General features: G+C 64.7%; 27 protein-coding genes and 3 tRNA genes. 13 read left to right on the top strand and 17 right to left on the bottom strand.

Annotation, left to right across the window (positions count from 1 at the left end; genetic code table 11):
- Positions 1-5: 5 nt before the first annotated feature.
- The 5 genes from rplL to BST27_RS13880 all read right to left on the bottom strand — a co-directional run bounded on the left by rplL (position 6) and on the right by BST27_RS13880 (position 7,124).
- Complete coding sequence (rplL, locus tag BST27_RS13900; protein WP_069420833.1) at positions 6-395, bottom strand: 50S ribosomal protein L7/L12; 390 nt, start codon at positions 393-395, stop codon at positions 6-8.
- A 56-nt stretch (positions 396-451) separates the two neighbouring features.
- Positions 452-1,054, bottom strand: a complete 603-nt coding sequence (gene rplJ / locus BST27_RS13895; RefSeq protein WP_069420834.1) for a 50S ribosomal protein L10 — start codon at positions 1,052-1,054, stop codon at positions 452-454.
- A gap of 357 nt (positions 1,055-1,411) precedes the next feature.
- Positions 1,412-2,326: an ROK family protein gene (locus BST27_RS13890; RefSeq protein WP_069420835.1), complete on the bottom strand. Its 915-nt coding sequence runs from the start codon at positions 2,324-2,326 to the stop codon at positions 1,412-1,414.
- A complete protein-coding gene (locus BST27_RS13885) occupies positions 2,326-2,943 on the bottom strand; it encodes a DUF7158 domain-containing protein (RefSeq protein WP_069420836.1) in 618 nt (205 codons plus the stop codon). The genes BST27_RS13890 and BST27_RS13885 overlap by 1 nt, the downstream gene beginning before the upstream one ends.
- Positions 2,940-7,124 carry a glycoside hydrolase family 38 N-terminal domain-containing protein gene (locus BST27_RS13880; protein WP_069420837.1) on the bottom strand — a complete coding sequence of 1,395 codons (4,185 nt, stop codon included), beginning with the start codon at positions 7,122-7,124 and terminating at the stop codon, positions 2,940-2,942. Before BST27_RS13880 ends, BST27_RS13885 begins: the two co-directional genes overlap by 4 nt.
- Before the next feature lie 105 nt (positions 7,125-7,229).
- On the opposite strand from BST27_RS13880, the gene BST27_RS13875 reads away from it, so the two are divergent.
- From BST27_RS13875 to BST27_RS13815, 13 genes are all read left to right on the top strand, one after another.
- A complete protein-coding gene (locus BST27_RS13875; protein WP_069420838.1) occupies positions 7,230-7,748 on the top strand; it encodes a DinB family protein in 519 nt (172 codons plus the stop codon).
- A gap of 27 nt (positions 7,749-7,775) precedes the next feature.
- Positions 7,776-8,360, top strand: coding sequence for a DinB family protein (locus BST27_RS13870; protein ID WP_069420859.1), 585 nt, complete (start codon positions 7,776-7,778; stop codon positions 8,358-8,360).
- A gap of 20 nt (positions 8,361-8,380) precedes the next feature.
- Entirely contained in the window at positions 8,381-9,286 is a 906-nt protein-coding gene (locus BST27_RS13865) for an alpha/beta fold hydrolase (protein WP_069420839.1), read from the top strand.
- Between the two features lie 97 nt (positions 9,287-9,383).
- Entirely contained in the window at positions 9,384-10,730 is a 1,347-nt protein-coding gene (locus BST27_RS13860) for an ABC1 kinase family protein (RefSeq protein ID WP_069420840.1), read from the top strand.
- Between the two features lie 6 nt (positions 10,731-10,736).
- Positions 10,737-11,642 carry an alpha/beta fold hydrolase gene (locus BST27_RS13855; protein WP_069420841.1) on the top strand — a complete coding sequence of 302 codons (906 nt, stop codon included), beginning with the start codon at positions 10,737-10,739 and terminating at the stop codon, positions 11,640-11,642.
- Between the two features lie 76 nt (positions 11,643-11,718).
- A complete protein-coding gene (locus tag BST27_RS13850) occupies positions 11,719-12,579 on the top strand; it encodes a cyclopropane mycolic acid synthase family methyltransferase (RefSeq protein WP_069420842.1) in 861 nt (286 codons plus the stop codon).
- Between the two features lie 170 nt (positions 12,580-12,749).
- Positions 12,750-13,616 (top strand): cyclopropane mycolic acid synthase MmaA2, encoded by an 867-nt coding sequence (gene mmaA2, locus BST27_RS13845; protein WP_069420843.1) that lies wholly within the window; start codon positions 12,750-12,752, stop codon positions 13,614-13,616.
- Between the two features lie 122 nt (positions 13,617-13,738).
- A complete protein-coding gene (locus BST27_RS13840; RefSeq protein ID WP_069420844.1) occupies positions 13,739-14,620 on the top strand; it encodes a cyclopropane mycolic acid synthase family methyltransferase in 882 nt (293 codons plus the stop codon).
- Positions 14,621-14,751: 131 nt separating this feature from the next.
- Positions 14,752-15,663 carry a hydroxymycolate synthase MmaA4 gene (gene mmaA4 / locus BST27_RS13835; protein WP_139805154.1) on the top strand — a complete coding sequence of 304 codons (912 nt, stop codon included), beginning with the start codon at positions 14,752-14,754 and terminating at the stop codon, positions 15,661-15,663.
- Between the two features lie 113 nt (positions 15,664-15,776).
- Positions 15,777-16,472, top strand: coding sequence for a YciI family protein (locus tag BST27_RS13830; RefSeq protein WP_069420846.1), 696 nt, complete (start codon positions 15,777-15,779; stop codon positions 16,470-16,472).
- Positions 16,473-16,480: 8 nt separating this feature from the next.
- On the top strand, positions 16,481-17,698 hold the full coding sequence (locus BST27_RS13825; protein ID WP_069420847.1) for an RNA polymerase sigma factor: 1,218 nt from the start codon (positions 16,481-16,483) through the stop codon (positions 17,696-17,698).
- 315 nt (positions 17,699-18,013) lie between these two features.
- A complete protein-coding gene (locus BST27_RS13820; RefSeq protein ID WP_069420848.1) occupies positions 18,014-19,714 on the top strand; it encodes a PPE family protein in 1,701 nt (566 codons plus the stop codon).
- Between the two features lie 243 nt (positions 19,715-19,957).
- Positions 19,958-20,524: a dihydrofolate reductase family protein gene (locus BST27_RS13815; RefSeq protein ID WP_069420860.1), complete on the top strand. Its 567-nt coding sequence runs from the start codon at positions 19,958-19,960 to the stop codon at positions 20,522-20,524.
- 81 nt (positions 20,525-20,605) lie between these two features.
- On the opposite strand, the gene rplA is transcribed toward BST27_RS13815, so the two are convergent.
- From rplA to BST27_RS13755, 12 genes are all read right to left on the bottom strand, one after another.
- Positions 20,606-21,316, bottom strand: coding sequence for a 50S ribosomal protein L1 (rplA, locus tag BST27_RS13810; RefSeq protein WP_069420849.1), 711 nt, complete (start codon positions 21,314-21,316; stop codon positions 20,606-20,608).
- A 76-nt stretch (positions 21,317-21,392) separates the two neighbouring features.
- On the bottom strand, positions 21,393-21,824 hold the full coding sequence (gene rplK / locus BST27_RS13805) for a 50S ribosomal protein L11 (RefSeq protein WP_069420850.1): 432 nt from the start codon (positions 21,822-21,824) through the stop codon (positions 21,393-21,395).
- Positions 21,825-21,881: 57 nt separating this feature from the next.
- Positions 21,882-22,610 (bottom strand): transcription termination/antitermination protein NusG, encoded by a 729-nt coding sequence (gene nusG / locus BST27_RS13800; RefSeq protein WP_069420851.1) that lies wholly within the window; start codon positions 22,608-22,610, stop codon positions 21,882-21,884.
- Positions 22,611-22,635: 25 nt separating this feature from the next.
- On the bottom strand, positions 22,636-23,118 hold the full coding sequence (gene secE / locus BST27_RS13795) for a preprotein translocase subunit SecE (RefSeq protein ID WP_069420852.1): 483 nt from the start codon (positions 23,116-23,118) through the stop codon (positions 22,636-22,638).
- A gap of 104 nt (positions 23,119-23,222) precedes the next feature.
- Positions 23,223-23,295: transfer RNA gene (locus BST27_RS13790), tRNA-Trp, on the bottom strand.
- Between the two features lie 130 nt (positions 23,296-23,425).
- Positions 23,426-23,926, bottom strand: coding sequence for a (3R)-hydroxyacyl-ACP dehydratase subunit HadC (gene hadC / locus BST27_RS13785; protein WP_069420853.1), 501 nt, complete (start codon positions 23,924-23,926; stop codon positions 23,426-23,428).
- Positions 23,927-23,928: 2 nt separating this feature from the next.
- Positions 23,929-24,357, bottom strand: a complete 429-nt coding sequence (gene hadB / locus BST27_RS13780; RefSeq protein WP_069420854.1) for a (3R)-hydroxyacyl-ACP dehydratase subunit HadB — start codon at positions 24,355-24,357, stop codon at positions 23,929-23,931.
- Positions 24,344-24,823, bottom strand: a complete 480-nt coding sequence (gene hadA, locus BST27_RS13775) for a (3R)-hydroxyacyl-ACP dehydratase subunit HadA (protein ID WP_069420855.1) — start codon at positions 24,821-24,823, stop codon at positions 24,344-24,346. Before hadA ends, hadB begins: the two co-directional genes overlap by 14 nt.
- A 56-nt stretch (positions 24,824-24,879) precedes the next feature.
- The gene (gene rpmG, locus BST27_RS13770; RefSeq protein ID WP_069420856.1) at positions 24,880-25,047 is read right to left on the bottom strand and encodes a 50S ribosomal protein L33; all 168 of its coding nucleotides are present in this window, start codon (positions 25,045-25,047) and stop codon (positions 24,880-24,882) included.
- 36 nt (positions 25,048-25,083) lie between these two features.
- A tRNA-Met gene (locus BST27_RS13765) sits at positions 25,084-25,157 on the bottom strand.
- Positions 25,158-25,220: 63 nt separating this feature from the next.
- Positions 25,221-25,293 (bottom strand) — tRNA-Thr (locus tag BST27_RS13760).
- Between the two features lie 104 nt (positions 25,294-25,397).
- A complete protein-coding gene (locus tag BST27_RS13755; protein WP_069420857.1) occupies positions 25,398-25,613 on the bottom strand; it encodes a type II toxin-antitoxin system VapB family antitoxin in 216 nt (71 codons plus the stop codon).
- Between the last annotated feature and the right edge of the window lie 241 nt (positions 25,614-25,854).

Below are 25,854 nucleotides of genomic sequence, written 5' to 3'. Positions count from 1 at the left end.
CAGTACTACTTGACGGTGACGGTGGCGCCGGCGGCCTCGAGCTTGGCCTTGGCCTCGTCGGCGGCCTCCTTGGCGACCTTCTCGAGCAGCGGCTTGGGCGCGCTGTCGACCAGGTCCTTGGCCTCCTTCAGGCCCAGGCCGGAGACGATCTCGCGGACCACCTTGATCACGCCGATCTTCTTCTCGCCGGCGGCCTCGAGGATGACGTCGAACTCGGACTGCTCCTCGGCGGCCTCGGCGGGCGCACCCGCGGCGGGGCCGGCGGCGGCAACCGCAACCGGAGCGGCCGCGGTGACCTCGAAGGTCTCCTCGAACTTCTTGACGAAGTCGGAGAGCTCCAACAGGGTCATTTCCTTGAAGGCGTCGAGCAGTTCGTCGCTGGAGAGCTTTGCCATGGTGTGGGTCCTTCCTGGTTACTACGTTTCTTGACGTTTGGTTGACGGGGTGGGGGTTATTCGGCTGCTTCGGCCGGAGCGTCGGCGGGTGCCTCGTCGGCCGGGGCGTCGGCAGCGGCCTCGGCCGCCGAGGTTGCCGGGGCCTCGGAGGCCTTCTTTTCCTGCAGGGCGGCGAACAGCCGGGCCGCCTGCGAAGCCGGCGCGTTGAACAGGCCGGCAGCCTTGGCGAGGTTTCCCTTCATCGCGCCGGCGAGCTTGGCCAGCAGCACCTCACGCGATTCGAGGTCGGCGATGCGCTCGACTTCGGCGACGGTCAGCGGGTGGCCGTCCATGTAACCGCCCTTGATGACCAGCGCCTTGTGCTCCTTGGCGAAGGTCTTGAGCGCCTTGGCGGCGTCCACCGGCTCACCGGTGACGAACGCGATCGCGGTGGGCCCGGCGAACAGCTCGTCGAGCCCCTCGACACCGGCCTCCGACGCCGCCCGCTTGATCAGCGTGTTCTTGGCAACGGCGTAGGTGGCGGAATCCCCCAGCGACCGGCGCAGCTCGGCCAGGTTGGCCACCGACAGGCCGCGGTACTCGGTGATGACGGTTGCCGTCGAGGCCTTGAAGTGCTCTGTGATCTCTGCGACGGCGGTGGCCTTGTCAGCCCTGGCCATGCAACCTCCTGAAATAAAAAGTCTTGCGACTTGGCGTCGGTGATCTGCCGAAAACGCGAAACGCCCCGGCGCAGGAATTGGCCGGGGCGTGGATATGTGCTGGCGTGCGCCAGCGGTTGCCTCGTCCTCCTGCGTGGGCCGCCGGGATGCTTCCCGGACCTTCAACCGATTGCTCGGTGACCGACGGTCTTCGGTGGATCGGCAACCACAATAGCGTGGCGCCCTCCGATCAGCCAAAACGGCGCCGAGCCCGCGGCGCGAGCGCGCCCAAATGCACACATCCGGGCGGCGTGTCGCGTACAAATGAGCGCCCTCGCGGCAGCTACCTCCTCGTGCCGCAGCGCGCGAGCAGCGCGATCAGATGGTCTCGAGCGCAGCGAGTCGAGCCGCGCCGACCAAGCCGGCGTCGCCGCCCAGTGCGGCGGGGACTACACGCAGGTCGGCGAGGAAGTCGAGGCCCGTGTAGTCGGCCAACGCCGCGCGCAATGGACCGAAGAGCACGCTGCCGGACTTGGCCACTCCCCCGCCGATGACAACGAGATCCACGTCGCAGACCGCCCCCACCGAAGCGATCATCGCCGCGAGTGCGGTAGTGCCACGTTGAAACGCCTTGAGCGCCAATGGATCCCCGGCCGACGCCGCGTCGGCCAGTTCTTTGGCACCGGCGCCCGCCGGCGCCGACCACCCGTTGGCGCGCGCCCATCGCACCATCGAGGGCCCGGACGCGATGGTCTCGACGCAGCCGCGGCCACCGCACGCGCACCGGTCGCCGTCGCTGTCGACCACCACGTGACCGACGTGACCTGCATTGCCAGTGCGCCCGTCGTACGGCTTGCCGTCGAGCACGAGGCCGCCACCCACCCCCGTGGACACCACCATGCCCAGCATGAAGTGCGCGCCGCGGCCGGCGCCGACCCAATGCTCGCCGAGCGCCATGCACACACCGTCTCCACCGAGGCGCACCGGAACCCCGGGAACAACGCCGGCGACCTGGTCCCGCAGCGGAAACCTGCGCCAGGCCGGGATGTTGATCGGGCTGACGGTACCGGCGCGCACATCGACCGGTCCGGCCGACGCGATCCCCACTGCCGCGACGGAGCCGCCCGCCGCACGCAGTGCGTCGCCGATCAGCGCGGCCACCACCGCAAAAACCTGTTCGGCGCCAACACCGGACGGAGTGGGACAGGTGGCGTTGTGGACCAACGTCCCGGCTGAGTCGGCCAAACCGCAGGCGATCTTGGTGCCGCCGATGTCCAGGCAGAGGGTGAGCATCAGTGTCGGTGGGTGTTGTCGGGTTGACGGGGATCGCCGGGATGCTCGTAGCCGGGGGCCAGCTCGACGAGCGCGGCTCGCCGCTGGTCCAACCACACCCGAAAGGCGCGACGCCGCGCCGCGGCCAGCAGATGCGCGGTGATCGCGGGCCGTGCCCGCTGCAGCGAAGGGCCGCCGTCCGCGGCAGCGCGCCAGCCGCGCCCGTCCGGTCGCGATTCGGCGAACCGCAGCGGGTTGCGGGCGTGGTATTCGCCGACCTCGGCCTCGGACACGTGCACGTCGGCGGTGACGACCGCGAACAGCGCCCGCGCACGCGGATCGGCCAGCGCCGCCGCGGCGATGCTGCCGATTTCCAGCCGGGCCGTCACGTCGGGTAGCAGTTCGACCTCGCTCGGCGCTGCACACCCGGTCAGTCCCCGCGCGGCCGCCTCGGCGGCCACCACCCGTTCGGTCACGATCAATTGGGTTAGCCAGCGTCGCAATTGCCGTCCTTCGCTGGTGCCGCTGGCCGGCAGCGCCGCTGCGCGGGGACCGCTGCGTAGCCGGGCTTCCCGGTCATCGACCTCGGCAACCAGAACCGGCTTGCCGTCCACCGTCGCGGCCGAATGTCCGTTCATGTCACCGTCACCTTCACCGCTGGCGTATACAACAGCCGGCCCGCGCAACCCACCCGGACCAGCGCCCACCACTGGCCCGGGCCCTGCCAGGCTGGCGGCTGCACGTCGAAGACCAACTCCGTCGTGCCGCGCGCGGGCAGCGAAGCTCCAACCACACCCGGACCGATCCACTCCCAGGTGCCCCACGGGCTGATCACGTGCGCCTCCAGCGCGAGCTCTGCGCGGGCGCGGCTGCCGATCGTCACCGCTAACTTGCCGGACCCGCCGGCCGCCACCTCGACGTCGGCCGGTTCCTGGACAACATGGATCAGTTCCACCGAATCCGTTCCGACCGCCACCACGCACACATCCTCGACCACTTGCCGCCACGCCGCCGGGACTTCCGCGTCCGTGACGCACAGCTGCGCCCGCACCGGATACAGCCCCGGCGCGGCGTCGGCCGGAATACCAAGCGCCACATCGGTTTCCAGATGGGCGCCGCCGGCCAGCCGGAACGGCAGCTCGCCAGGTGACCCGGACCATCCGTCGGGATAGCGAAGTACGACGGTGCCGCGTAGTACGGAGTCGGTGCAGTCGCTGGCCGCGGTGAGGCGAAGGACGACGTCGTCGCCCGGGGACGCGCTCACCAGCTGCGGGCGCAGGTGGGCGACGGCGGGCAGGCCGCCCATTGGCGCCGGGCCGCGGTTGTGCAGCCAGTACCGCGCGTAGAGCGGCTGGGCGTCCTCCGTCTCGGGAGCCAGCGCTGGCACCGGACCGGACACCGCCTGAGGAAAATCGAGGCGAGCCAGCACCGTGGCGATCTGGAAGCCGTGCAGATCAATTGCCCGCTTGCGTTGTCGTGGGCGCTCCAGCAAGTCGGCTAGTTGCAGCGAGCGAATCTTGCCGAGCTCCGAGCTGACGGCGACGCGAACCGTCGCCCCGGTCGTTTCGACCAGGCGCAGCGCCACCGCGCCTGGTGCGACCGGCTCGACGCTGCCGGCGGTCAGCGGGTTGCCGGCCGCCTTGAGCGCGCCCAACTGCACGGAGCCGGCCGGCTCGACATGCAACAGCGAACCCATCGACGGCAACACGCCCCCACCGGCGTCCGGAATCACCGCGATCAGCGGCTGAGAGAACTGCGCGCTGCGAGTCGGGATCCGGGCCTGTCGCCAGTCGCCGTCGGCGCAGACCAGCGCGTAGTCGAAATCGTGGGTCCAGTGCTGTAGTTGGAAGTTCGAGCCGTCCGGCGCGGTACGACGCGGCTCGTCGATCCAGACACCAGAGGGCCAGCCGGTACAGGACCGCATCAGCGCCGTGTGCAGGGTCCCTTCGGTGTCGACGGCGAAGCTGGGCACGCCGCGGTTGAACAGCGCGACCGTGCGCGCCTCGAAAGGCTCGATGCTGGACGGGGCACCCTGTTGGCTGACCACGATCTCGGCATCGGCGAGATCGTCCGCCAGGGATGCGATGGCCGACGCGAGTTTCCGTTCGTCGCTGCCATCGATGACCAGCACCGGCAACGCACTCGGCGCGCGCAGGTCGGCGTCGGGCAACCACACCGTCGCCAGCGGTGTCGCGGCTGGAACCCACACTCGCGCCCGGCCGGTCTCGGCCAACTGGCGCTCGAGTTCGGCGGTGTAGGCCGGGTCGGCTTCGGCCAGCACGGCCTTGGTGAACCCATTGCGGTCCGGCCCGCCCAGCGCGATGCGGGTGTCGGGCAGATTGGAGTCGACGTCCAGGTGGCCGTAACGCGGCTTGTCGGCGCCGCTACAGGTGGCGGTGACGCCGGCGCGGACCAGCGCGACCATCAGATCGCGAGCCATCGATCCCGACACCGCCTCCGACGGCGTCACCACCTCGGCAACCGATACGGCCCGCACGGCACTGTCGTTGACGCGGACGCGCAGCGTCGAGGACAGCCCGAACCAGCTGTAGGCCGGGTTGTCCAGCGTCCAGAGGTGCTGAGCGGTGTCGACCGATTCGGGCCCGTCATGCAACAGGGCGAAGCCCCGGCCGACGACGGCGTCGCCCACCTCGCTGACCGGCATCGCACCCGGCACCGGACAGGGCCAGCGCAACCGCAGCAGGCGGTCTTCCCCGGTGAAGTCGTGGATGGTGGTGCGGCAGTCCACTCGAGCCACGCCGCGCCACAGAGTCAGGGTCTGGGTATAGCTCAGCAGGGCGCCGATGCTCCCGCTCACCACGAGCCGCTGACCGAGCGGCCCTTCGTAAGCCTGCACCCGGGCCGGTGATTCCGACGAACACACCACCGGGCCCTTCGGCAGCAGATGCCACGGGCCCTCACCCTGCGTCGGGTGCGACGGGTACTCCTCGTAGACGGCGAGTTCGTTGCCCAACCTGCCGTCGGCGATCAGCTGGACCCCGTTCTGGATCAACGAATCCACCGCCCCGCCCCGCGCCGGGTCCACGGTCAGCCGGTAGTGCTCGTTGGCGATCTCGCGGCCGCGCCGCGGCTCCCACCCTGACGCGGTGCCCCCAGGCTCCAGCCGGAAGGCCCGCCAGCCGAATGACGGCACGTCGCGGACCAGCCAGGTGACCGATCGTCCGTCGTGCTCGATGAGTGCAGGCACCTCAGCGCCGTCCGAATCGACGACCCGCACGCCCGTACCCAACGGCCGATCACGCCGGACGGTGACGATGTCGGTGCGCTCATGCGTCAGTGGATTCCATACGACGACCGAATCGTCGCCGCCCACCACCGCACCGGACACCAGCCGCAACGCGTTGTCCCGAACCGTCCCGCCCAGTTCCCACGCATCGCGCCAGCCGGTCAGCAGGTCGAGGTACACCTGGTCGGATTCCGAACCGGTGATCGCGTCGTGGTGTGCGCCGTACGCCAGTTGCACCCAGGCCTTGGCCAGCGCGGCCTGCGGGTACTCGGCGCCGGCGAGCAGCCCGGCGAAGACGGCGAACCGCTCGGCGTCAAGCACGGCATGCTCGGCGGCCCGGTTGGCTTGTTTGGTGTCGATGTACGACACGTCCTTACCCGTATAGATCGGGTTCATGTCGCGGGTTTGCGGCGAAGCCAACCCCCCCTGTTCGGGACCGCGTTCGGCCAACTCGGCGCGCACCGCGGCGAAGAATTCTCTGGGCAGCGCGCAGACGAAGCGCGGCCAGGTGTACCGCTTGGCCCAGTCCCGATGGATCTCGGTGACCCACTTGTTGGGCGGCGTGTAGTCGGTGCCGACCGGCAGCAGCACGTTGCGGGTCAGCGCGACCCTCTTGAGTTGGTCGAACAACCCATAGGCGGCCTCCTCGGCCTCGGCCAGCGAGGTCGACTCGTCCATCCACCAGCCGGCCGAATAGTGGGCCGGCATGTAGTGGGTGAGCAGGCCGGCACCCGATGGCGAGATCCATTCGAACTCGCTGGAAAACTGCATCCGCTCGAACCCGCCGCCCTGTCCCGGACCCCATTGGTGGTGCGGTCCGCGCGCCCAGGAACTCGACGTCAGCCCGGCCTCGGCCGCCATCCCCGGGAACTGCGGGTCGTGGCCGAACACGTCGAGCTGCCACGCGGTGGACGGGTCAGCCCCCAGCACATGGCGTTGAAAACCTATGCCGTGCACAAGATTTCGGATCGTTGTTTCGGGACTCGTCAGGTTGGTGTTGGGCTCGTTGTAGGTGCCGCCCATCACCTCGACTCGGCCCTCTGCGAAGAAGCGGCGCAGGTCGGCGCGGTCCTCGGGGTGGGTGTCCCAGTAGGGCTTGAGGTAGTCGACCTCGGCCAGCACGAACTTGTACTCGGGCTCACGACGGGCCAGTTCCAGGTGCGCGTGCACCAACTCGAAGCTGTTGGTCTGCCGGCATCGTCCGGGCGGGTCTTCGGTCCACAGGCTGGTGTAAGCGCCCTGGGTGTTCCACCAGACCGGGTCGTAGTGGAAGTGGCTGATCATGAACATCGTCCAGCCGGGCTCGGCTATCACGAATTCGAACGGCAGGGCCGCACCGCCGGCATGCGCACGCGCCGCCCTCGCCTGGCCGATCACCGGCTGCCGCACCGTGATTGCGACCTCGACGAGCTCCTGGCCGGCCTCGACGACCACTTCACCGGCCAGCCCGTCGCCCTCGATGCGCACGCGCGTGGGCTCGGTGACCCCGGCGACGGCGACGCGCGCCAACTGCAGCGGGGAATCCGGCGGACCTACGAAAAGGTCGGTGGATTGCGCCGAAATCAGCTGCACCCTCGCACCCTACGGCGAACCGGCCCGTCCGATATAGGGCCACGCGGGGGCCGGACAGCGAATCGGCAGCAGCGAGGCGGCCTGGAAAATGGAACCCTCGAATGTATGACCAACTTGAGTGCATACCTGGCCGACCAGCTCGACTGGCACTGGCAGGGCCAGCTACGCCCTCGACTGGACGGCCTCACCGATGACGAATACTTCTGGCAACCCGTACCCAACTGCTGGACGCTGCATCGCGACGGGACGGTGGACTTCGCCTTTCCCCCACCAGATCCGACGCCCTTCACCACGATCGCGTGGCGCCTGGCGCACGTCATCGTCGGCGTCTTCGCCATGCGCAATCAGAGCCATTTCGGCGCACCCCCGGCCGACTATTCCAACTGGGACTATGCGACCGACGCCGACACCGCGCTGCGGCAACTCGACGATGTCTATGCGACGTGGATCAGCGGAGTGCGATCGCTGTCGAACGCCGATCTGGACCGCCCGTGCGGTCCGGCCGAAGGTCCGTACGCCGACCGCGCCTTCGTCGAGCTGGTCCTGCACATCAATCGGGAGGCCATCCATCACGGAGCCGAAATCGCTTGCCTGCGAGACCTTTACCTGCATGAGGAGGACTGACTGACTATGCCCGCACTCGCCCCGCCGGTGACCGACGAACGCAGCGCCCTACGCGAGTTCTTGGCCTACCACCAGAGCGCCTACTTCGCGGTGGCCTACGGCCTCACCGATGAACAGGCCCGATCGACCCCGTCGGTCAGCGCGCTGTCCATCGGCGGGCTGATCAAGCACGCGACGGGAATGCAACGCAGTTGGATGGCCCGTGTTGCGGCAGCGCCCGGCTCGCCACCGACAGACAAACGTCCGTTCGAGGAGCGGGCCCGGGCTTTGTCCGACGAGCACGTGATGCGTCCGGACGAATCGCTGGATTCGCTGCTGCGGGCTTTCGAAAGCCAGAACGCGGAGTCCCTGAGGCTGGTGACGACCGCGGATCTCGACGCGCCGGTGCCGGTCCCCAAGGACGCTCCGTGGTTTCCGAAGGACATCGACGCCTGGTCGGTGCGCTGGGTCATCCTGCACGTGATCAACGAGCTGGCCCGGCACGCCGGGCACGCCGACATCATCCGCGAGTCCATCGACGGCGCCACCATGTACGAGTTGATCGCGGGACTGGAGAACTGGGAGCCTAGGCCGTGGATCACGCCGTGGACGCCCCCGGCGCAGGCCCAGTAACTCCAGGAACAATGTGAAGCGTGCTCATCCGTAGCGGCACGGCGTCGCACGACGCGATAGACATCTATTACGAGGACCTCGGCGACCCGGACGCCCCACCGGTGCTGCTCATCATGGGTTTGGGCGCCCAGTTGCCAATGTGGCCCGACGGCTTTTGCGCGCGCCTCGTCGGCGCCGGCTACCGCGTGGTTCGCTTCGACCACCGCGACACCGGCTTGTCGGCCAAGGTGCACGGACAACGCGCCCAAGGCTCGCTGTACCGCCGAATCGGGCGCTACATGTTGGGCAAGCCGAGTCCGGTGCCCTACACCCTGATCGACATGACTCGGGACGTGGTCGCGCTGCTGGACCACCTGGGCATCGCCCGCGCCCACGTCGTCGGCGCTTCGCTGGGCGGCATGATCGCGCAAATTCTGGCCGGCAGCGAACCCGACCGCGTCGCCTCGCTGGGCGTCATCATGTCGTCCACGGGCAAGCCGCTGTCCGCGCCACCGTCGTGGCGAGTGCTCAAGCTGAGGTTCGATACGCCGCCGGCCGACGCGTCGCTCGAGGACAAACTGGCCTACGAGGTGCGCAACATCGCGGTGTTCAACGGGCCGAACTTCTTGCCGTCCGAGGAGGAATTGCGCCAGCGAGTGCGTCGGCTGGCTGAGCGCTGCACCTACCCGCCCGGCATATTGCGGCAGTTCGACGCCATGCTCGGCACCGGCAGCCTGCTCCGCTTCAGCAAGGCGATCACCGCTCCGACGGTGGTGTTGCACGGTTCACACGATCCGATGGTTCGGCCTCGCAACGGACGCGCGGTTGCCGCGACGATCCCGGACGCCCGGTTCGTCGTGGTCGACGGCATGGGCCACGATCTCCCCCGGCCGGTGTGGCGCCCGATCGTGGAGATCCTCACCGAAAACTTCGCGCTCGCGGACTAGTTTTTGCGGATTTTGACCGTTCCGCCGACTATTAGTTGCAGGTGAGCGGGCTCACGCAAATTGGGAATTGACTGCCCGGATTTGGCACACTGCTTCAATGAGCTCTACTAAGCACCGCGAGGTGGCCAAGCTCGACCGGGTGCCATTGCCGGTCGAGGCGGCCCGGGTAGCTGCCACCGGTTGGCAGGTCACCCGCACCGCCGCTCGCGTCGTCGCGAAGTTGCCGAGCAAGGGCCCGTGGCAGCAGAAGGTGATCAAACAAATCCCACAGACATTTGCTGACCTGGGACCCACCTACGTGAAGTTCGGGCAGATCATCGCGTCTAGCCCGGGGGCTTTCGGCGAATCGCTGTCGCGCGAATTCCGCGGCCTGCTCGACCGCGTGCCACCCGCTGACACCGACGAAATACACAAGCTCTTCATTGAGGAACTCGGGGAAGAACCGAAGAACCTATTCGCCAGCTTCGACGAAGAGCCGTTCGCTTCGGCCTCGATCGCCCAGGTGCATTACGCGACCCTGAAAACCGGCGAGGAGGTGGTGGTCAAAATCCAGCGGCCGGGAATCCGCCGCCGGGTCGCCGCCGATCTGCAGATCTTGCGGCGCTTCGCCCAGGCCGTGGAACTGGCCAAGCTCGGCCGGCGGCTGTCCGCTCAGGACGTCGTGGCCGACTTCGCCGACAATCTGGCCGAGGAGCTGGACTTCCGCCTCGAAGCGCAGTCGATGGACGCGTGGATCTCTCACCTGCACGCATCGCCGCTGGGCAAAAACATCCGGGTGCCGCAGGTGCACTGGAATTTCACCACCGAGCGGGTGCTGACGATGGAACGGGTGCAGGGCGTCCGTATCGACGACGTCGCCGCCATCCGCAAGGCCGGTTTCGACGGCACCGAGTTGGTGAAGGCGCTGCTGTTCAGCGTGTTCGAAGGCGGCCTGCGGCACGGGTTGTTCCACGGCGACCTGCACGCGGGCAATCTGTACGTGGACGACCAAGGCCGCATCGTGTTCTTCGACTTCGGCATCATGGGCCGCATCGACCCCCGGACGCGTTGGCTGTTGCGCGAGCTGGTGTATGCGCTGCTGGTCAAGAAAGATCACGCGGCGGCGGGCAAGATCGTGGTGCTGATGGGCGCGGTGGGAACCGTCAAGCCCGAAGCGCAGGCGGCCAAGGACTTGGAGAAGTTCGCTACGCCGCTCACCATGCAGTCGCTGGGTGACATGTCGTACGCCGACATCGGCCGTCAGCTGTCCGCGCTGGCCGACGCCTACGATGTCAAGCTGCCCCGCGAGTTGGTGCTGATCGGCAAGCAGTTCCTTTATGTCGAGCGGTACATGAAGCTGCTGGCACCGAAGTGGCAGATGATGTCGGACCCGCAGCTGACCGGATACTTCGCCAACTTCATGGTCGAGGTCAGCCGCGAACACCAAGCGGATGTCGAGGTCTAGGAACCAGTGGAAGTTCGCAGCGGCACTGCGGTATCGGGTGATGTCAAGCTCTATTACGAGGACATGGGCGACCCGGATCACCCGCCCGTATTGCTGATCATGGGCCTGGGAGCCCAGCTGCTGTTATGGCGGACCGAGTTTTGCCAGAAGCTCGTCAGCCAGGGCCTGCGCGTCATCAGGTACGACAACCGCGACGTCGGGCTGTCCACCAAGACCGACCCTTACCGTGGCGGACAACCGCTGGCCCTGCGACTGGGCCGGTCCTGGCTCGGCCTGCCCAGCCAGGCCGCCTACCGGCTGGAAGACATGGCCGACGACGCCGCTGCGCTGCTCGAGCATCTGGGCATCGATCGCGCCCACGTGGTCGGCGCCTCGATGGGTGGCATGATCGCGCAGGTTTTCGCCGCGCAGTTCGCCGAGCGGACGAAGAGCCTGGGCATCATCTTCTCGAGCAACAACCGCCCGTTCCTGCCTCCGCCGGCGCCGCGTGCCCTGTTGTCACTCATCAAGGGGCCGTCGCCGAGTTCGCCTCGGGACGTCATCATCGACAATGCCGTGCGGGTCAGCAAAATCATCGGCAGTCCGGCCTATCGGACCGACGAAGAGGAGCTGCGGGCGCACGCCATCGAGGCCTACGAGCGCAGTTTCCACCCGTGGGGCATCGCCCAACAGTTCGGGGCGATCATGGCCAGCGGCAGCCTGTTGCGCTACAACCGGCGCATCACGGCACCGACCGTCGTGATCCATGGTCGCGCGGACAAGCTGATGCGACCCTCGGGTGGCCGCGCGATCGCACGCGCGATCGAAAGCGCCCGGCTGGTCTTGGTCGACGGCATGGGTCATGACTTGCCCAGACCACTCTGGGATCGGGTGATCAGCGAGTTGACTGTCAACTTTGCCGAGACCGCATGACACGGCTCAGTTCTGGGAGCTCGTGTATCCCAACATATTCGACATTGCTACGGTTAGCCGCGGAGGTTGCGACAAGATGACGGAACTCAGACCCTTTTACGAGGAATCGCAGGCAACCTACGACATTTCAGACGACTTCTTCGCGTTGTTCCTAGACCCCAACATGGTCTATACGTGTGCGTACTTCAAAGAAGACGACATGACGCTGGAAGAAGCGCAAATCGCGAAGCTCGATCTGGCGCTGGACAAGCTGAACCTCGAGCCGGGAATGACGTTGCTGGACGTCGGCTGCGGCTGGGGCGGCGCGGTGGTGCGGGCTCTGGAGAAGTACGACGTCAACGTCATCGGCATCACCTTGAGCCGTAATCACTACGAGCGCAGCAAAGCCAGGCTGGCCGCGATCCCGACGACCCGGCGCGCGGAGGCGCGACTGCAGGGCTGGGAAGAGTTCAACGAAAAAGTCGATCGCATCGTCAGCTTCGAGGCTTTCGACGCCTTCAAAAAGGACCGCTGGCCGCTGTTCTTCGATCGCGCCTACGAGATGCTGCCCGATGACGGCAGCATGCTTTTGCACAGCATCTTCACCCGCAAGCAGACGTATTGGCGCGAGCACGGCATCACCGTGACCATGAGCGACTTGCGCTTCTTCAAGTTCCTGGCGACGGAGATCTTCCCCGGTGGCGGGATGTGCGGCGAAGAAGACATCATCGACAACGCCAAGAACAGCGGGTTCTCGGTCGGCGAGATCCAGTACCTGCCATCGCACTACGCGCGGACGCTGGATATGTGGGCGGCCAATTTGGAAGCCAACCGAGAGAAGGCCATCGCCATCCAGTCGCAAGAGGTGTACGACCGCTTCATGCGCTATCTCACCGGGTGCGCCGGACTCTTCCGTAAAGGCTTGTCCAGCGTCGCTCAGTACACCCTGACGAAGTAGCGCTTAGGCCGCCTGAACAGGCGTTTCACGTAGCAAGACGGCTTCTTCGCCAGGTGCGCAATTTAGTGATCGCCGTCACGTCGGATACCATGCCACCAGCATGCGCGGGGGGAATGCAGTTCGCATGCAAAGCGTGGGGCCTTGCGGTCTCAGGAAGGCAACACGACCACATGGCCGAAAAGCTGACGCCGCACTTCGACGATGTGCAGGCCCATTACGACCTGTCCGACGATTTCTTCCGGCTGTTTCTGGATCCGACCCAGACCTACAGCTGCGCGTACTTCGAGCGCGATGACATGACCCTGGAAGAGGCTCAGATCGCCAAGATCGACCTGGCGCTGGGCAAGTTGGGGCTGCAGCCCGGGATGACGCTGCTCGACGTCGGATGCGGCTGGGGCGCCACCATGCGCCGGGCCATCGAGAAGTACGACGTCAACGTCGTCGGGCTGACGCTGAGCAAGAACCAAGCGGCCCACGTACAGACGCAGTTCGACGAGATGGACACCTCCCGGACCAGGCGGGTGCTGCTCAACGGCTGGGAACAGTTCGACGAGCCCGTCGACCGGATCGTGTCGATCGGCGCATTCGAGCACTTCGGCCACGACCGGTACGACGACTTTTTCGCGTTGGCCCACAGGATCCTGCCCGCCGACGGCGTGATGCTGCTGCACACCATCACGGGTTTGACCGGCCCCCAGATCGTCGAGCGCGGCATGCCGCTGACCTTCGAGATGGCCCGCTTCATCAAGTTCATCGTCACCGAGATCTTCCCCGGCGGCCGGTTGCCGTCGATCGAGAAGGTCGAGGAGCACTCGGCGAAGGCGGGCTTCACCCTGACCCGGCGCCAGTCGTTGCAGGCGCACTACGCGAAGACCCTGGATATCTGGGCCGCAGCACTGGAGTCGCGCAAGGACGACGCCATTCGGATTCAGTCAGAAGAGGTCTACGAGCGGTACATGAAGTACCTGACCGGTTGCGCCAACGCCTTCCGGGTCGGCTACATCGACGTCAACCAGTTCACGCTCGCCAAGCAGTAGGAACTGGTCGAGAAACTCCCGGCTACCCAAGCTCAAATGCACGCGATGCGGTCGAGGACGTGTAGGGTCCCGGGGAATGGCCACCTCGCCGGGGGGCGGGGTCTTCCTTGTCGGGAGGACAGATGTCCGAAGTCTCCACACGCGCAGGCAGCTTGCGCTCCAACACCGACGATGTCAGGGCACATTACGACCTGTCCGACGAGTTCTTTGGCCTGTTCGTAGACCCGACGCACACCTACAGCTGCGCGTATTTCGAACACGAGGGCATGAGCCTGCACGAAGCCCAGCTCGCCAAGATCGACCTGGCGTTGGGCAAGCTAGGGCTGCAGCCGGGTATGACGCTGCTGGACATCGGTTGCGGCTGGGGACCGGTCCTGAAGCGGGCGCTGGAAAAGTTCGACGTCAACGTCGTCGGGTTGACCCTGTCGGAAAACCAGCACGCCTACTGCCAGCGGTTGCTCGACGGAGTCGACACCCACCGTTCACACCGCGTGCTGCTCAGCGACTGGGCCGACTTCAGCGAGCCGGTGGACCGAATCGTCACCATCGAGGCTCTAGAACACTTCGGCTTCCACCGCTACGACGACTTTTTCAAATTCGCCTACGAAGCCCTGCCCGGCGACGGGGTCATGCTGCTGCATGTGATCACCGGGTTGCACCCGAGGCAGATCATGGAACGCGGCCTGCCTTTCACCATCGAATGGGCGAAGTTCATGAAGTTCATCATCACCGACATCTTCCCCGGTGGTCGCCTGCCAATGATCGAGAAGGTCGAAGAGCACGCGACGAAGGCCGGCTTCACCGTGACTCAGATCCAGTCGCTACAGCTCGACTTCGCCAAGACCCTGGACCTTTGGGCGGAAGCGCTGCAGGCGCACCGCGAGGAGGCCATCGATATCCAGTCGGAAGAGGTCTACGACCGATACATGAGATTCCTGACTGGAGCTGCGAAGGCGTTCCGGATTGGCTATATCGACTGCAACCACTTCACCTTGGCGAAGTAGACTTCGTGCCAACGACAGGCTTCGGGCGCACACCCACGCGTTTTGCAAACGGCCTCAAGAACTCATCCGGTAGGCACTCCGGCCGGGGCCTCACGCGCGTGCTGATCCCCGGTGACCCCACCCCATGAGAAATGAGAAAGACAAACATGGCCGAGAACCCGCCTAGTCCGACGAAGACCCGGACCAGCTTCCGAGATATCCAGGCTCACTACGACGTCTCGGACGAATTCTTCGGCCTGTTCCAGGACGCGACACGCACCTACAGCTGCGCGTACTTCGAGCCGCCGGACATCTCGCTCGAGGAAGCTCAGATTGCCAAGGTCGATCTGAATCTGGATCAGTTGGACCTCAAGCCCGGTATGACTCTGCTCGACATCGGGTGCGGCTGGGGCACCACGATGAAGCGTGCCGTGGAGAAGTACGACGTCAATGTCGTCGGTTTGACCTTGTCCAACAACCAGCACGCCCGTTCTCAGCAGGTGCTGGAATCACTCGACACCAACCGCTCCCGTCGGGTGCTTTTGCACGGGTGGGAAGACTTCAACGAGCCGGTCGACCGGATCGTGTCCATCGAGGCATTCGAGCACTTCGGCCACGAGAACTACGACGACTTCTTCAAGCGTTGTTTCGACATCATGCCCGACGACGGCCGGATGACCGTTCAGAGCAGCGTCAGCTACCACCCGTACAACCTGAACGCCCGAGGCAAGAAGCTGACGTTCGAAACCATGCGGTTCATCAAATTCATCATCACCGAGATCTTCCCGGGTGGTCGGCTGCCGACCACCGACATGATGGTCGAACACGGCGAAAAGGCCGGCTTCGTCGTGCCCGAGCCGGTGTCGCTGCGCCCGCACTACATCAAGACGCTGCGAATTTGGGGCGACAATCTGGAAGCCAACCGGGACGAGGCCATCAGGATCACCTCTGTCGAGGTCTACGACCGGTACATGAAGTACCTGCGTGGCTGCGAGCACTACTTCGATGACGAGATGCTCGACGTCAGCCTGGTCACCTACCTCAAACCGGCAGCGGCTGCCTGACGCGCCCAAGCCGACCTGCGCACGGCCCACGGGTGTCGGATTGGGGCTGCGCCGTTCGTCGGTTAGGTAGAGAGTGAAACACGGGGTTTCGCTCACTACTCGGAGGTGACGACATGCAGTATTTCGCGTTGTTGATCAGCGGGGAGAGCGACCGCACACCCGAGGATGGCCAGGCCGCGATGGCCGCCTTCCAAAAGTTCCACGCCAATGCGGCCTCCTCGATCCGCGCCGGTGATGCGCTGGCGCCTGCGGCGTCGGCGGTGCGGGTCACCGGCGGACCCGATGCGCCCATCACCACCGACGGGCCCTATGCCGAATCCGCCGAGGTAGCCTGCGGCTACTACGTTTTCGAGGCCGAGAACCTGGACGAGGCGCTGGCATTGGCGCGCGATGTCCCGGTCGCCGATTTTGGGGCTGTCGAGGTCTGGCCGATTTACCATGCCGCCGAACCCGATTGGTCGGGCACCGGTCGGTGGCTGGCTCTGCTGCTGGAACCGCCGGCAACCGCATTCGAGCCGGGCACGCCGGAGTGGCAGGCCGTTGCAACGCGGCATGGAGACTTCGCCGCCACCGCGGGCACTGCCATTGCTGGCGGCGCCGCGCTCCATGGCCCGACGTCGGCGACGACGGTACGCGTCCGAAACGGCGAGGTGCTGATCACCGACGGGCCCTATGCGGAAGGCGCCGAAGTAGCCAACGGGTTCTATCTCTTGGACGCCCACGATCAAGACGAGGCAATCAAGCTGGCCTCGATGATCCCCGCCACCACTGTCGAATTGCGCCAACTCGCCGGAGTGTCGGGGCTGTAGCGGCACGCATGACCGACCTGGACGGCGTCTTCCGCAGGGAATGGGGGCCCGTCGTCGCCGCGCTTGCGCGGTGGTCCGGCGATCTCACCGTCGCGGAGGACGCCGTCCAGGAGGCTTGCGCAGAAGCGCTTCGGACCTGGCCTGCCGACGGCCCACCGGACAATCCGGGCGCTTGGCTGGTCACGGTCGCGCGCAATCGCGCACGGGATCGGCTACGTCGCGAATCCGCCCGTCCCGGAAAGGAATTGGCGGCTGTGATAGACGACATCCGGGCCCGCACCGAACACAGCGACCCGCAGCCTGTCCGTGACGACGAATTGCGGATGATGTTCACGTGCGCCCACCCGGCGCTGGACCGGCAGTCCCAGCTGGCACTCACACTGCGCCTGGTATCCGGGTTGACCGTCGCCGAGATCGCTCGCGCGCTGCTACAGACCGAGGCCGCGGTTGGTCAGCGAATCACTCGCGCCAAGAACAAGATTCGACACGCCAATATCCCGCTGCGGGTGCCACCCGCGGAACTGTTGCCGGAGCGCACTCCGCACGTGCTGAGCTGCATCTATTCGGTGTTCACCGAGGGGTATTGGTCAACGGCTGGGCCCTCGGCGATCCGCGACGAACTGTGCGATGAAGGCGTGCGGTTAGCCGGTGAACTCTGCACGCTGATGCCGCACGAGTTGGACGCGCATGCCTTGGCAGCCCTTGTACTGCTTCATGATTCGCGGCGGCTGACCCGCGTGGACGAGAACGGAGCCCTGGTCCCGCTAGATGAGCAGCCGCGAGCACGGTGGGACCGCGCGCGCATCGCCCGCGGTCTGGACCAGTTGCGGCTGGCCGAGGGATCGACCGGCCCGTACCTGCCACAGGCGGTGATCGCCGCGGTACACGCGACCGCTCCCTCTTTTGAGGAGACGGACTGGACGACGATCTGCGCGGCCTACGATCGGTTGTTGCGACTGACTGACTCCCCGGTGGTGATGACCAATCGAGCACTCGCCGTGGGCTTTCGCGACGGCCCCAACGCCGGCCTGGCCGCATTGGAACAGGTGGCCGACGATCCGCGGTTGGTCCGCTCGAGTTTGATAGCGTCGGTGCGCGCCGATCTGCTGCGCCGCGCGGGACGCCGCACCGAAGCGCTCACCTGGTACCGACGAGCGTTGGAATATAACGGCTCTGAACCAGCCCGCGACTTCCTGCGACGCCGCATCGCAGAATGCACCGCCTGAAGTCGGCACAACACCGAGTGGCCAGTCCCGTTACTGATTCCGCCCGGCAATAAATTCGGGTTTGTTCAATTTCGGATTCAGTTGATCTCGCAGGCCACCGGAATGTGAGTGCGCCGGCTCGCCGCTTCGTTCAGTTTGGTCGACCGGGGCTGCGCAGTTTCCTGCCTGGCCGCGTTCGCTGAGCGGCGGAAGTCTGGGCGATCGCTATCCGGCTGACGAACTTTCGCAAATCGGCCATCATCTTCTAGGTGCAACGTATATTCCCCCTGTTACACGCTGCTTCGTCCGGAACGCCGTAGGTCAACGGAGGTCAACATGGTCAACTACTGGGTCTTGCCGCCGGAGATTAATTCGTTGCGCATGTACCTCGGTGCTGGTTCCGCGCCGATGCTGCAAGCCTCGGCGGCCTGGTCAAGTTTGGCCGAGGAGCTAAGCGCGGTGGCGAATTCATTCTCTTCGGTGACCTCCGAATTGGTCAGCGGTGCATGGCAGGGTCCCTCAGCCGCCGCGATGGCCGCCGCCGCCTCGCCGTACTCGGCGTTCTTGAACGCCGCTTCGGCCCAGGCTGCGGGCACGGCCAAGCAGGCCGAGACCGTCGTCAGCATCTTCGAGGCGGCCAAGGCGGCCATGATTCATCCGCAGGCCATCGCCGCCAACCGCAATGCATTTCTTCAACTGGTGCGCTCGAATTGGTTTGGCTTCAACGCACCGTTCATCGCCGCCGTCGAAGGCGCCTACGAGGAGTTCTGGGCCGCCGACGTGGCGGCGATGACCGGCTATCACTCCGCAGTCTCCTCAGTAGCCGCGCAGCTGGCACCGTGGCAGCAGACGCTGCAGCACCTGCCGGGCATCGGCCAACTGTTCGGTGCCCCAGCAGGCGTCGGTCCCGCCGCCCCGGGTGACCCGAACCTCGGCGTCGGCAACAAGGGCGGCGGCAACATCGGCAACGGCAACAACAGCGGCACCGGCGCCGGCAACATCGGCAACGGCAACACCGGCAGCGGCAACTTCGGCGGCGGGAACTACGGCGACAGCAACATCGGCAGCGGCAACGGCGGCAACAACAACATCGGCTTCGGAAACCTAGGTAACGGCAATAGAGGCTTCGCCAACATCAATACCTCCAACGGGCCTGGAAGTATCGGATTTGGAAACGTCGGCAGCGACAACATCGGGTTCGGCAACAACGGCATCGGTAACCGGGGCGCCGGCAACACCGGCGATAACAACATCGGTTTCGGCCTGACCGGCAACAACCTGATCGGCATCGGCAACGCCTACTACAACACGGCGAACGGCGAGTTCGTTTTCACCGGCCTTAACTCGGGTTCCGGCAACATCGGGTTCGGCAACTCGGGCACCGGCAACATCGGCTTCTTCAACTCCGGTGACGGCAACGTCGGCATCTTCAACTCCGGCTTCAACTTGAACGCCGGTGATCTTGGCAAAATCCAGGGCATCGGCATAGGCAACTCCGGCTACGGCAACATCGGCATCGGAAACACCGGCCAGGCCAACTTCGGCATCGGGAATAGCGGCTACTTGAACACGGGCTTCGGGAACACGGGCAACGGGAACACCGGCTTGGGAAACTCTGGTCAGTTCAACACCGGAATAGACAACTCGGGCAACTTCAACACGTTCGACGGCAATTCGGGCAACTTCAACACCGGTTTCTTCAACTCCGGCAACACCAACACGACCATCGGGTCGACCACGAACAGTGGCGCCACCCACTCGGGCTACGGGAACACCGGCAATGTAGGAAGCTCTGGCTTCTTCAACACAGCGGCAGGCGCCATGAGCAACGGTGGGATGTCCGGATTCTTCAACACCGCCACTGGCGCAAACAGTATGTTTGGGATAAATGGCCAAATCTCGGGCTTCTTCAACCGGGGCTTCCCGGTAGCTGAATATGGGGCCGGTTATGCCGGAATAATCTCTGGCCTATTCAACAGCGGCACCGCGATACCCGGCATTTTCAACATCGTTTCGATCTTGAAGAACCTGAGCTGAGCGCCCGGGCGAGACTCCGGCCGATCGACGGGCGCTGACGGCCCTTTGCCGATCGGCCGGCACCTACACTCGAATTGCGGTGTAGGAAACTGCAGTTCGGATTGGTCGACGGTGGGCGGAGTTGTCATGCCTGGCCGCGTTTATTGAACGGCGCTTGGCAGCTGGGCTCAGAATTTTTCTGTCGCGACTGGACACGCGCGTGGCATCGCGATGAGTTTTCCCTTTCGGTGCAGTCTGACCTACGTGGGCAAACTCATTTATGGCTTCAACGTGTCGGTCGACGGGTACATCGCCGACGCTCAAGGCAACATCGACTGGGGCGAGCCAAGCGAAGAACTGCACCAGTACTGGAATGACTTCGAGCGGGAGACCGCCCTGTCGTTCTACGGTCGGCGCCTCTACGAACTGATGTCGGCGTACTGGCCGACCGCCGACGAGGCCCCTGATGCCACCCCGCTGATCGTTGACTTCGCGCACATCTGGCGCAACATGCGCAAGGTCGTATTCTCGCGCACCCTGGAGTCCGTCGACTGGAACTCACGCCTGGAGCGTGGGGACCCGGTCGAAGTCGTCACCAAGCTCAAAGCCGAAACCGACGGCAATTTGGAGGTGGCGGGCGCGACGCTGGCCGCACCAATCGTGCGGGCCGGCCTGGTCGACGAGTACCGGATGGTGGTCGCGCCCACCGCCGTGGGCGGCGGCACACCATTCTTCCCGACGCTGCCGTCCTGGATCTCGCTACGGCTCGTGGAGAACCGTACCTTCCCGGGCGGGACGGTCCTGCTGCGCTACGAGGCGAACCACGACTGAACGGACACGCCGAGCAGACGCAAAGTCGTACTGCCCGACGGGTTTTCGTACGAGTTTGCGTCTGCTCGCGCAGAGGAGCTCTTACGCCTCCGAAGTGAAGTTGCGGGTGATCGACGGGTCGACCGGAATACCCGGACCCGTCGTCGTCGACACGGTGACCTTCTTCAGGTAGCGGCCCTTGGACGAGGACGGCTTGTGCCGCAGCACCTCTTCGAGCGCGGCCCCGTAGTTCTCCGCCAGCTTCTTCTCGTCGAAGGATGCCTTGCCGATGACAAAGTGCAGGTTCGCCTGCTTGTCCACGCGGAAGTTGATCTTGCCGCCCTTGATGTCGGCGACGGCCTTGGCGACGTCGGGAGTGACGGTGCCGGTCTTGGGGTTGGGCATCAGACCGCGCGGACCGAGGATCCGGGCGATGCGGCCAACCTTGGCCATCTGGTCGGGCGTCGCGATCGCTGCATCGAAGTCCAGGAACCCACCCTGGATCTTTTCGATCAGGTCGTCACTGCCCACGATGTCAGCACCGGCCGCCTGGGCCTGCTCGGCCTTCTCACCGACGGCGAACACTGCAACGCGCGCGGTCTTGCCAGTGCCATGCGGCAGGTTGACCGTGCCGCGGACCATCTGGTCTGCCTTGCGCGGGTCGACGCCAAGGCGGATCGCCACCTCGACGGTCGCGTCCTGCTTGGTTGAGGAGGTCTCTTTGGCGAGCTTGGCCGCCTCCAGTGGGGTGTAAAGGTTGGTGCGGTCAACCTTGGCGGCCGCGGCCCGGTATGCCTTGCTCGTCTTGCTCATGTTGAATCCAATCTGTGTTGGGTCGTGGTTGACGGGCCGAAGCTGGCCCTCCCACGCGTTCGGGTACTACTTTGACTTATTCGACAGTTATGCCCATCGACCGGGCGGTCCCGGCGATGATCTTGGCGGCAGCGTCGATGTCGTTGGCGTTGAGGTCGGCCTTCTTGGTCTCGGCGATCTCGCGCACCTGGTCCCAGCTGACCTTGGCGACCTTGGTCTTGTGCGGCTCCGCCGAACCCTTGGCCACGCCGGCCGCCTTGAGCAGCAGCTTGGCGGCGGGGGGCGTCTTCAGCTGGAAAGTAAAGCTGCGGTCCTCGTAGACGGTGATCTCCACGGGGATGACGTTGCCGCGCTGGTTCTCTGTCGCGGCGTTGTACGCCTTGCAGAACTCCATGATGTTGACGCCGTGCTGACCCAGCGCGGGGCCGACGGGCGGTGCGGGGTTGGCCTGACCCGCCACAATCTGCAGCTTGATCAGCCCAGCGACTTTCTTCTTCTTCGGGGCCATGAGGGGTCGATATTCCTTCCTGCGTTTACAAAGTTTTGGTGCTACGAGCCCGGCGGGCTAGATCTTGGAGACCTGGCTAAAGGTCAGTTCGACGGGTGTTTCACGGCCGAAGATGGAGACCAACACCTTGAGCTTCTGCTGTTCGCCGTTGACCTCGCTGATCGTGGCCGGCAACGTGGCGAAGGGTCCGTCCATGACCGTCACCGATTCGCCGACCTCGTAGTCGACCTCGACGACAGGACGCTCCAGCCCACCAACCTCGGCCGTGGCGGCGGTGCTGGCCGCACCCTTGGTCGCCTTCTTCGCCGAACCCGGCGGCAGCAGAAACTTCACCACGTCGTCCAGCGACAACGCCGACGGGCGTGACGTCGCACCAACGAAGCCGGTGACCCCGGGGGTATTCCGCACGGCGGACCACGAGTCGTCGGTCAAATCCATACGCACCAAGATGTAGCCGGGCAGCACCTTGCGGTTGACCTGCTTACGCTGGCCGTTCTTGATCTCGGTGACCTCTTCGGTCGGCACCTCGACCTGGAAGATGTAGTCGCCGACGTCCAGGTTCTGGACGCGGGTTTCCAGGTTGGCCTTCACCTTGTTCTCGTACCCCGCGTAGGAGTGGATGACATACCACTGGCCAGGCTTGCTACGCAGCTCGGCCTTGAGCGCGGCGGCGGGGTCCAGCTCTTCAGCCGGGGCCTCAGCGTCTTGGGGGCCAGGTGTCTCTTGCAAGTCTTCTTGCAGGTCGACCGCCTCATCCGTGGACGTGTCACCGTTAAAGGTTGTCACGGTCTGCAGTCCTCTCTAATCACTCTCACGACCCACCGAACACAAGCAGGACGAGCTTGCTCAGACCCAGGTCGGCGCCGGCTACCAGCGCCGTCATGAAGGCCAGAAATACAAGCACCACCGAGGTGTAGGTGAGCATCTGTTTGCGGTTCGGCCAGATGACCTTGCGCATCTCGGCTACGACCTGCTTCAGGTAGTTGTAGACGAATGCGATGGGGTTGGGCCGAGCCCCCGGTTTGCCGGCCTTCTTCGCTTTCTTGGTTTTCTGAGCTGCCTTGGCTTTCCCGGCTTTCGACGACTCCTTGGCGGAGCTCGACTTGGCCGCCTCAGCCTCGACGGTTTCGTCGGCGTCCTCGCCGACCTCCGCAGGACGCTGCCGAGATCGCTTGCCGGTGGGTCGCTGCGGGCGCGCCACAGTCTTCGTCACCACCGCCGTGCGACCCCCATCGTCCTGCGCGTCGTCGCTGTCGGTTGCGGCGTCGTCGGCAACGTCGCGCTCGTCGCTCACCGCGTGCTCCTTTGTTCGCTAGCTATCTGCGAGTCGTCCCGTCCCGTTAGGACACATCCTGCTTCTAGTGTCCACCATGGCACAGTCCTTCTATTGTCCGTCAGCAGGGGCGACAGGACTTGAACCTGCAACCTGCGGTTTTGGAGACCGCTGCTCTGCCAGTTGAGCTACGCCCCTTCATGGCGGGGCTTACATAACTACGCGCGCCCCCCGCTGGTTGGACTCACGGAAAAGCGCGCTGATGTTGGGAAAAGCCCGAGGTCCGAGTGTACTCGATGCACCCTGAACACTGGAAATCCAGTGCTAGCTACGCCGTCCTGACAACCTGGCCGGTTTCTTTGTCCCACTTGAGCTGGATGGAGTTGTCACCCTCGTGTCCCATGAGCGTGGTGTATGCGACGAGGACAACCTCGCCGTCCTGGTTGGTGCAGGTGTTCTTGGTGACGACGATGTCGGCGCCAAAACGCTCGTTCACGGATTGGATTTCCATCACGCCGAAGAGCTTGTCGCCGACACACATCGGTCGGTTATAGACGAACTTCTGGTCTACCTGGACGATTTGCATCGTCTCGAAGCCCACGTCGACGTTGCGGAAGAAGTCATCCTGGACGAGTTTCGCAAAGATCGACACGAAGGTGAGCGGTGCAAGTAGGCCGTCATAGCCCAGCTCGGCGGCGGCTTGCTCATTGAAGCTGGCCGGGTCGTTGGACTTGACCGCACGTGCATATTGGCGCACCTGCTCGCGACCGACCTCGAAATGATCCGGATACCGCCAGACCATGCCACGTATGTCGACTTTCAGCGCCATCCCTACGCCAGCTTCGCAGACGCGATGGCACGGCCGAAGATCTTCTTGCCACCGGTTGTCGCGGTCAAAGCGATGGTCACGGACTTGTTCTCGGAGTCGACCGACTTGACCCGCCCGTTGAAAACGATCTCGGCACCCTTTCCGTCGTTGGGCACCGGTACCACCGACGTGAACCGCACGTTGTACTCCGTGACGGCGCCGGGATCCCCGACCCACGACGTGACGTAACCACCACCGATGCCCATGGTCAGCATGCCGTGCGCGATCACGGTGTCCAGCCCGACGACCTTGGCGATCTCGTCGTCCCAGTGGATCGGATTGAGGTCACCCGACACACCAGCGTAGTTGACAAGGTCCTGGCGGGTTAGCTGATAGGTCCGCTCGGGAAGCTGGTCTCCGACCTGCACCGAACTGAACTCACGCAGAGGCATCAGTAAATCCTTCTTGTCCGTCTTCGCCGGCACGACCCGCCAAGGTCGTGTAGGTCTCTTGCACAGTGTCACCTTTGTCGTTGGTGATGACGTTCTTGGTCACGATGATCTGCGTGCCATGGGCTTCCCGCACCGAGTCCACCCAAACGTCACAGTAGAGCTTGTCGCCGGCAACGATCGGCTGGTGCAACTTCAGCACCTGGTCGATCTGAACGATCTTTTCGTCGGCAATCGCGACCTTCGCCCACTCGAAGAAGGCGGACTGCGCCATGTATCCGAATCTGCAAGTGAACGTCAAAGGGGCTACCAGACCTTTGTAACCCAACTCGGCCGCGGCGTCCTCGTCGAAGAAATAGGGCTCGTCGTTCTGCACGGCGTTCGCGTGCTCGCGAATCTTCTCCCGTTCCACCAAGTAATAGTCGGGATAGCGGTAGTGCTTGCCGACGATGTCTGGTGACAGCGGCACGACTCTGACACCTACCTACTCTGTTGGACCTAGTCGGAACTCACTTGCCTGCCTGATTACCGCGTTTCGCGGTGGCCCTGGTGCTTGCCGCAGTTCGGGCAGTACTTCTTGAGCTCCAGCCGGTCGGGGTCGTTGCGCCGATTCTTCTTCGTGATGTAGTTACGGTGCTTGCACACCTCGCATGCCAAAGTGATCTTCGGCCGCACGTCGGTACTGGAAGCCATGTCCGTTCTCTCTCAGTTCTCTTTGGTGTTGTGTTGTAGCGATGGCCGGACTCGAACCGGCGACCTAACGATTATGAGTCGTTCGCTCTAACCGACTGAGCTACATCGCCTCGGTACAAAATCCGCCTAACCCCGCCTAGCTCCGGTGTCGCCCGACCGCCCGGCGTCCGTCGAGCCCCCTAACGGAATCGAACCGTTGACCTTTTCCTTACCATGGAAACGCTCTACCGACTGAGCTAAGGGGGCCGTTAACCCGTAGCGACCAGTCGTGCCTCGGGCCTAGAAGAGGGTACAACCTGGCACACGACGTCACCAAACCACTACGAGCATTGCTGCGATAACGGCTCGAATCACCCGGAATTACTCTGGCGGCCCCGATCCCACGCGCTCAGGTCGCTGAACTCGTCATACTCCTCGTCCGCTGGCTCCGCCGACTCGTCATTCGAGTCGGCGAGCAGCGCATTTAGGGCCAGATGGACGGCTTCTCGAGCATCGAGTAGGTGGTAGCGCTCGATAACCTCGTCAAGGAGGTGAGAGTCGACCAGGATCTCCAACCGTCGCAGCATGGACCAACAATACTCATGGTCTTCGGGCTTTGTACCTGCGAACTCGCGGCGATTCGGGACCCATTACCCGCGACTTTGCTTCCTCCGAATCCACGTGAAGTCTTATGCGAGTCCTATCCGGGTCCTGTCTGAGTCTTATCGGAGGCTTATACGGGGCTTGTCCGGGAGGAATCGTCAATACCTGTGGATCGGGTGTTTCAGGCGACCTCCGTTTCGGTCGTGGTGGCGGCGTCGTCTGCCG

This window comes from Mycobacterium intermedium (genome assembly GCF_002086275.1).
GTDB classification, from domain to species: domain Bacteria; phylum Actinomycetota; class Actinomycetes; order Mycobacteriales; family Mycobacteriaceae; genus Mycobacterium; species Mycobacterium intermedium.
This window is presented reverse-complemented; position numbering and strand designations above follow the sequence as displayed.

Coding starts and splice junctions, on each gene's coding strand:
- BST27_RS13885 (WP_069420836.1), bottom strand. CDS start 2,943: ATGAACGGACATTCGGCCGCGACGGTGGACGGCAAGCCGGTTCTGGTT.
- hadB (WP_069420854.1), bottom strand. CDS start 24,357: ATGCCTCTGCGTGAGTTCAGTTCGGTGCAGGTCGGAGACCAGCTTCCC.
- BST27_RS13840 (WP_069420844.1), top strand. CDS start 13,739: ATGTCCGAAGTCTCCACACGCGCAGGCAGCTTGCGCTCCAACACCGAC.
- rpmG (WP_069420856.1), bottom strand. CDS start 25,047: ATGGCTTCCAGTACCGACGTGCGGCCGAAGATCACTTTGGCATGCGAG.
- BST27_RS13830 (WP_069420846.1), top strand. CDS start 15,777: ATGCAGTATTTCGCGTTGTTGATCAGCGGGGAGAGCGACCGCACACCC.
- BST27_RS13820 (WP_069420848.1), top strand. CDS start 18,014: ATGGTCAACTACTGGGTCTTGCCGCCGGAGATTAATTCGTTGCGCATG.
- rplA (WP_069420849.1), bottom strand. CDS start 21,316: ATGAGCAAGACGAGCAAGGCATACCGGGCCGCGGCCGCCAAGGTTGAC.
- BST27_RS13860 (WP_069420840.1), top strand. CDS start 9,384: ATGAGCTCTACTAAGCACCGCGAGGTGGCCAAGCTCGACCGGGTGCCA.
- BST27_RS13875 (WP_069420838.1), top strand. CDS start 7,230: ATGACCAACTTGAGTGCATACCTGGCCGACCAGCTCGACTGGCACTGG.
- BST27_RS13890 (WP_069420835.1), bottom strand. CDS start 2,326: ATGCTCACCCTCTGCCTGGACATCGGCGGCACCAAGATCGCCTGCGGT.
- BST27_RS13825 (WP_069420847.1), top strand. CDS start 16,481: ATGACCGACCTGGACGGCGTCTTCCGCAGGGAATGGGGGCCCGTCGTC.
- rplJ (WP_069420834.1), bottom strand. CDS start 1,054: ATGGCCAGGGCTGACAAGGCCACCGCCGTCGCAGAGATCACAGAGCAC.
- BST27_RS13850 (WP_069420842.1), top strand. CDS start 11,719: ATGACGGAACTCAGACCCTTTTACGAGGAATCGCAGGCAACCTACGAC.
- BST27_RS13755 (WP_069420857.1), bottom strand. CDS start 25,613: ATGCTGCGACGGTTGGAGATCCTGGTCGACTCTCACCTCCTTGACGAG.
- mmaA2 (WP_069420843.1), top strand. CDS start 12,750: ATGGCCGAAAAGCTGACGCCGCACTTCGACGATGTGCAGGCCCATTAC.
- rplL (WP_069420833.1), bottom strand. CDS start 395: ATGGCAAAGCTCTCCAGCGACGAACTGCTCGACGCCTTCAAGGAAATG.
- hadC (WP_069420853.1), bottom strand. CDS start 23,926: ATGGCGCTGAAAGTCGACATACGTGGCATGGTCTGGCGGTATCCGGAT.
- rplK (WP_069420850.1), bottom strand. CDS start 21,824: ATGGCCCCGAAGAAGAAGAAAGTCGCTGGGCTGATCAAGCTGCAGATT.
- mmaA4 (WP_139805154.1), top strand. CDS start 14,752: ATGAGAAAGACAAACATGGCCGAGAACCCGCCTAGTCCGACGAAGACC.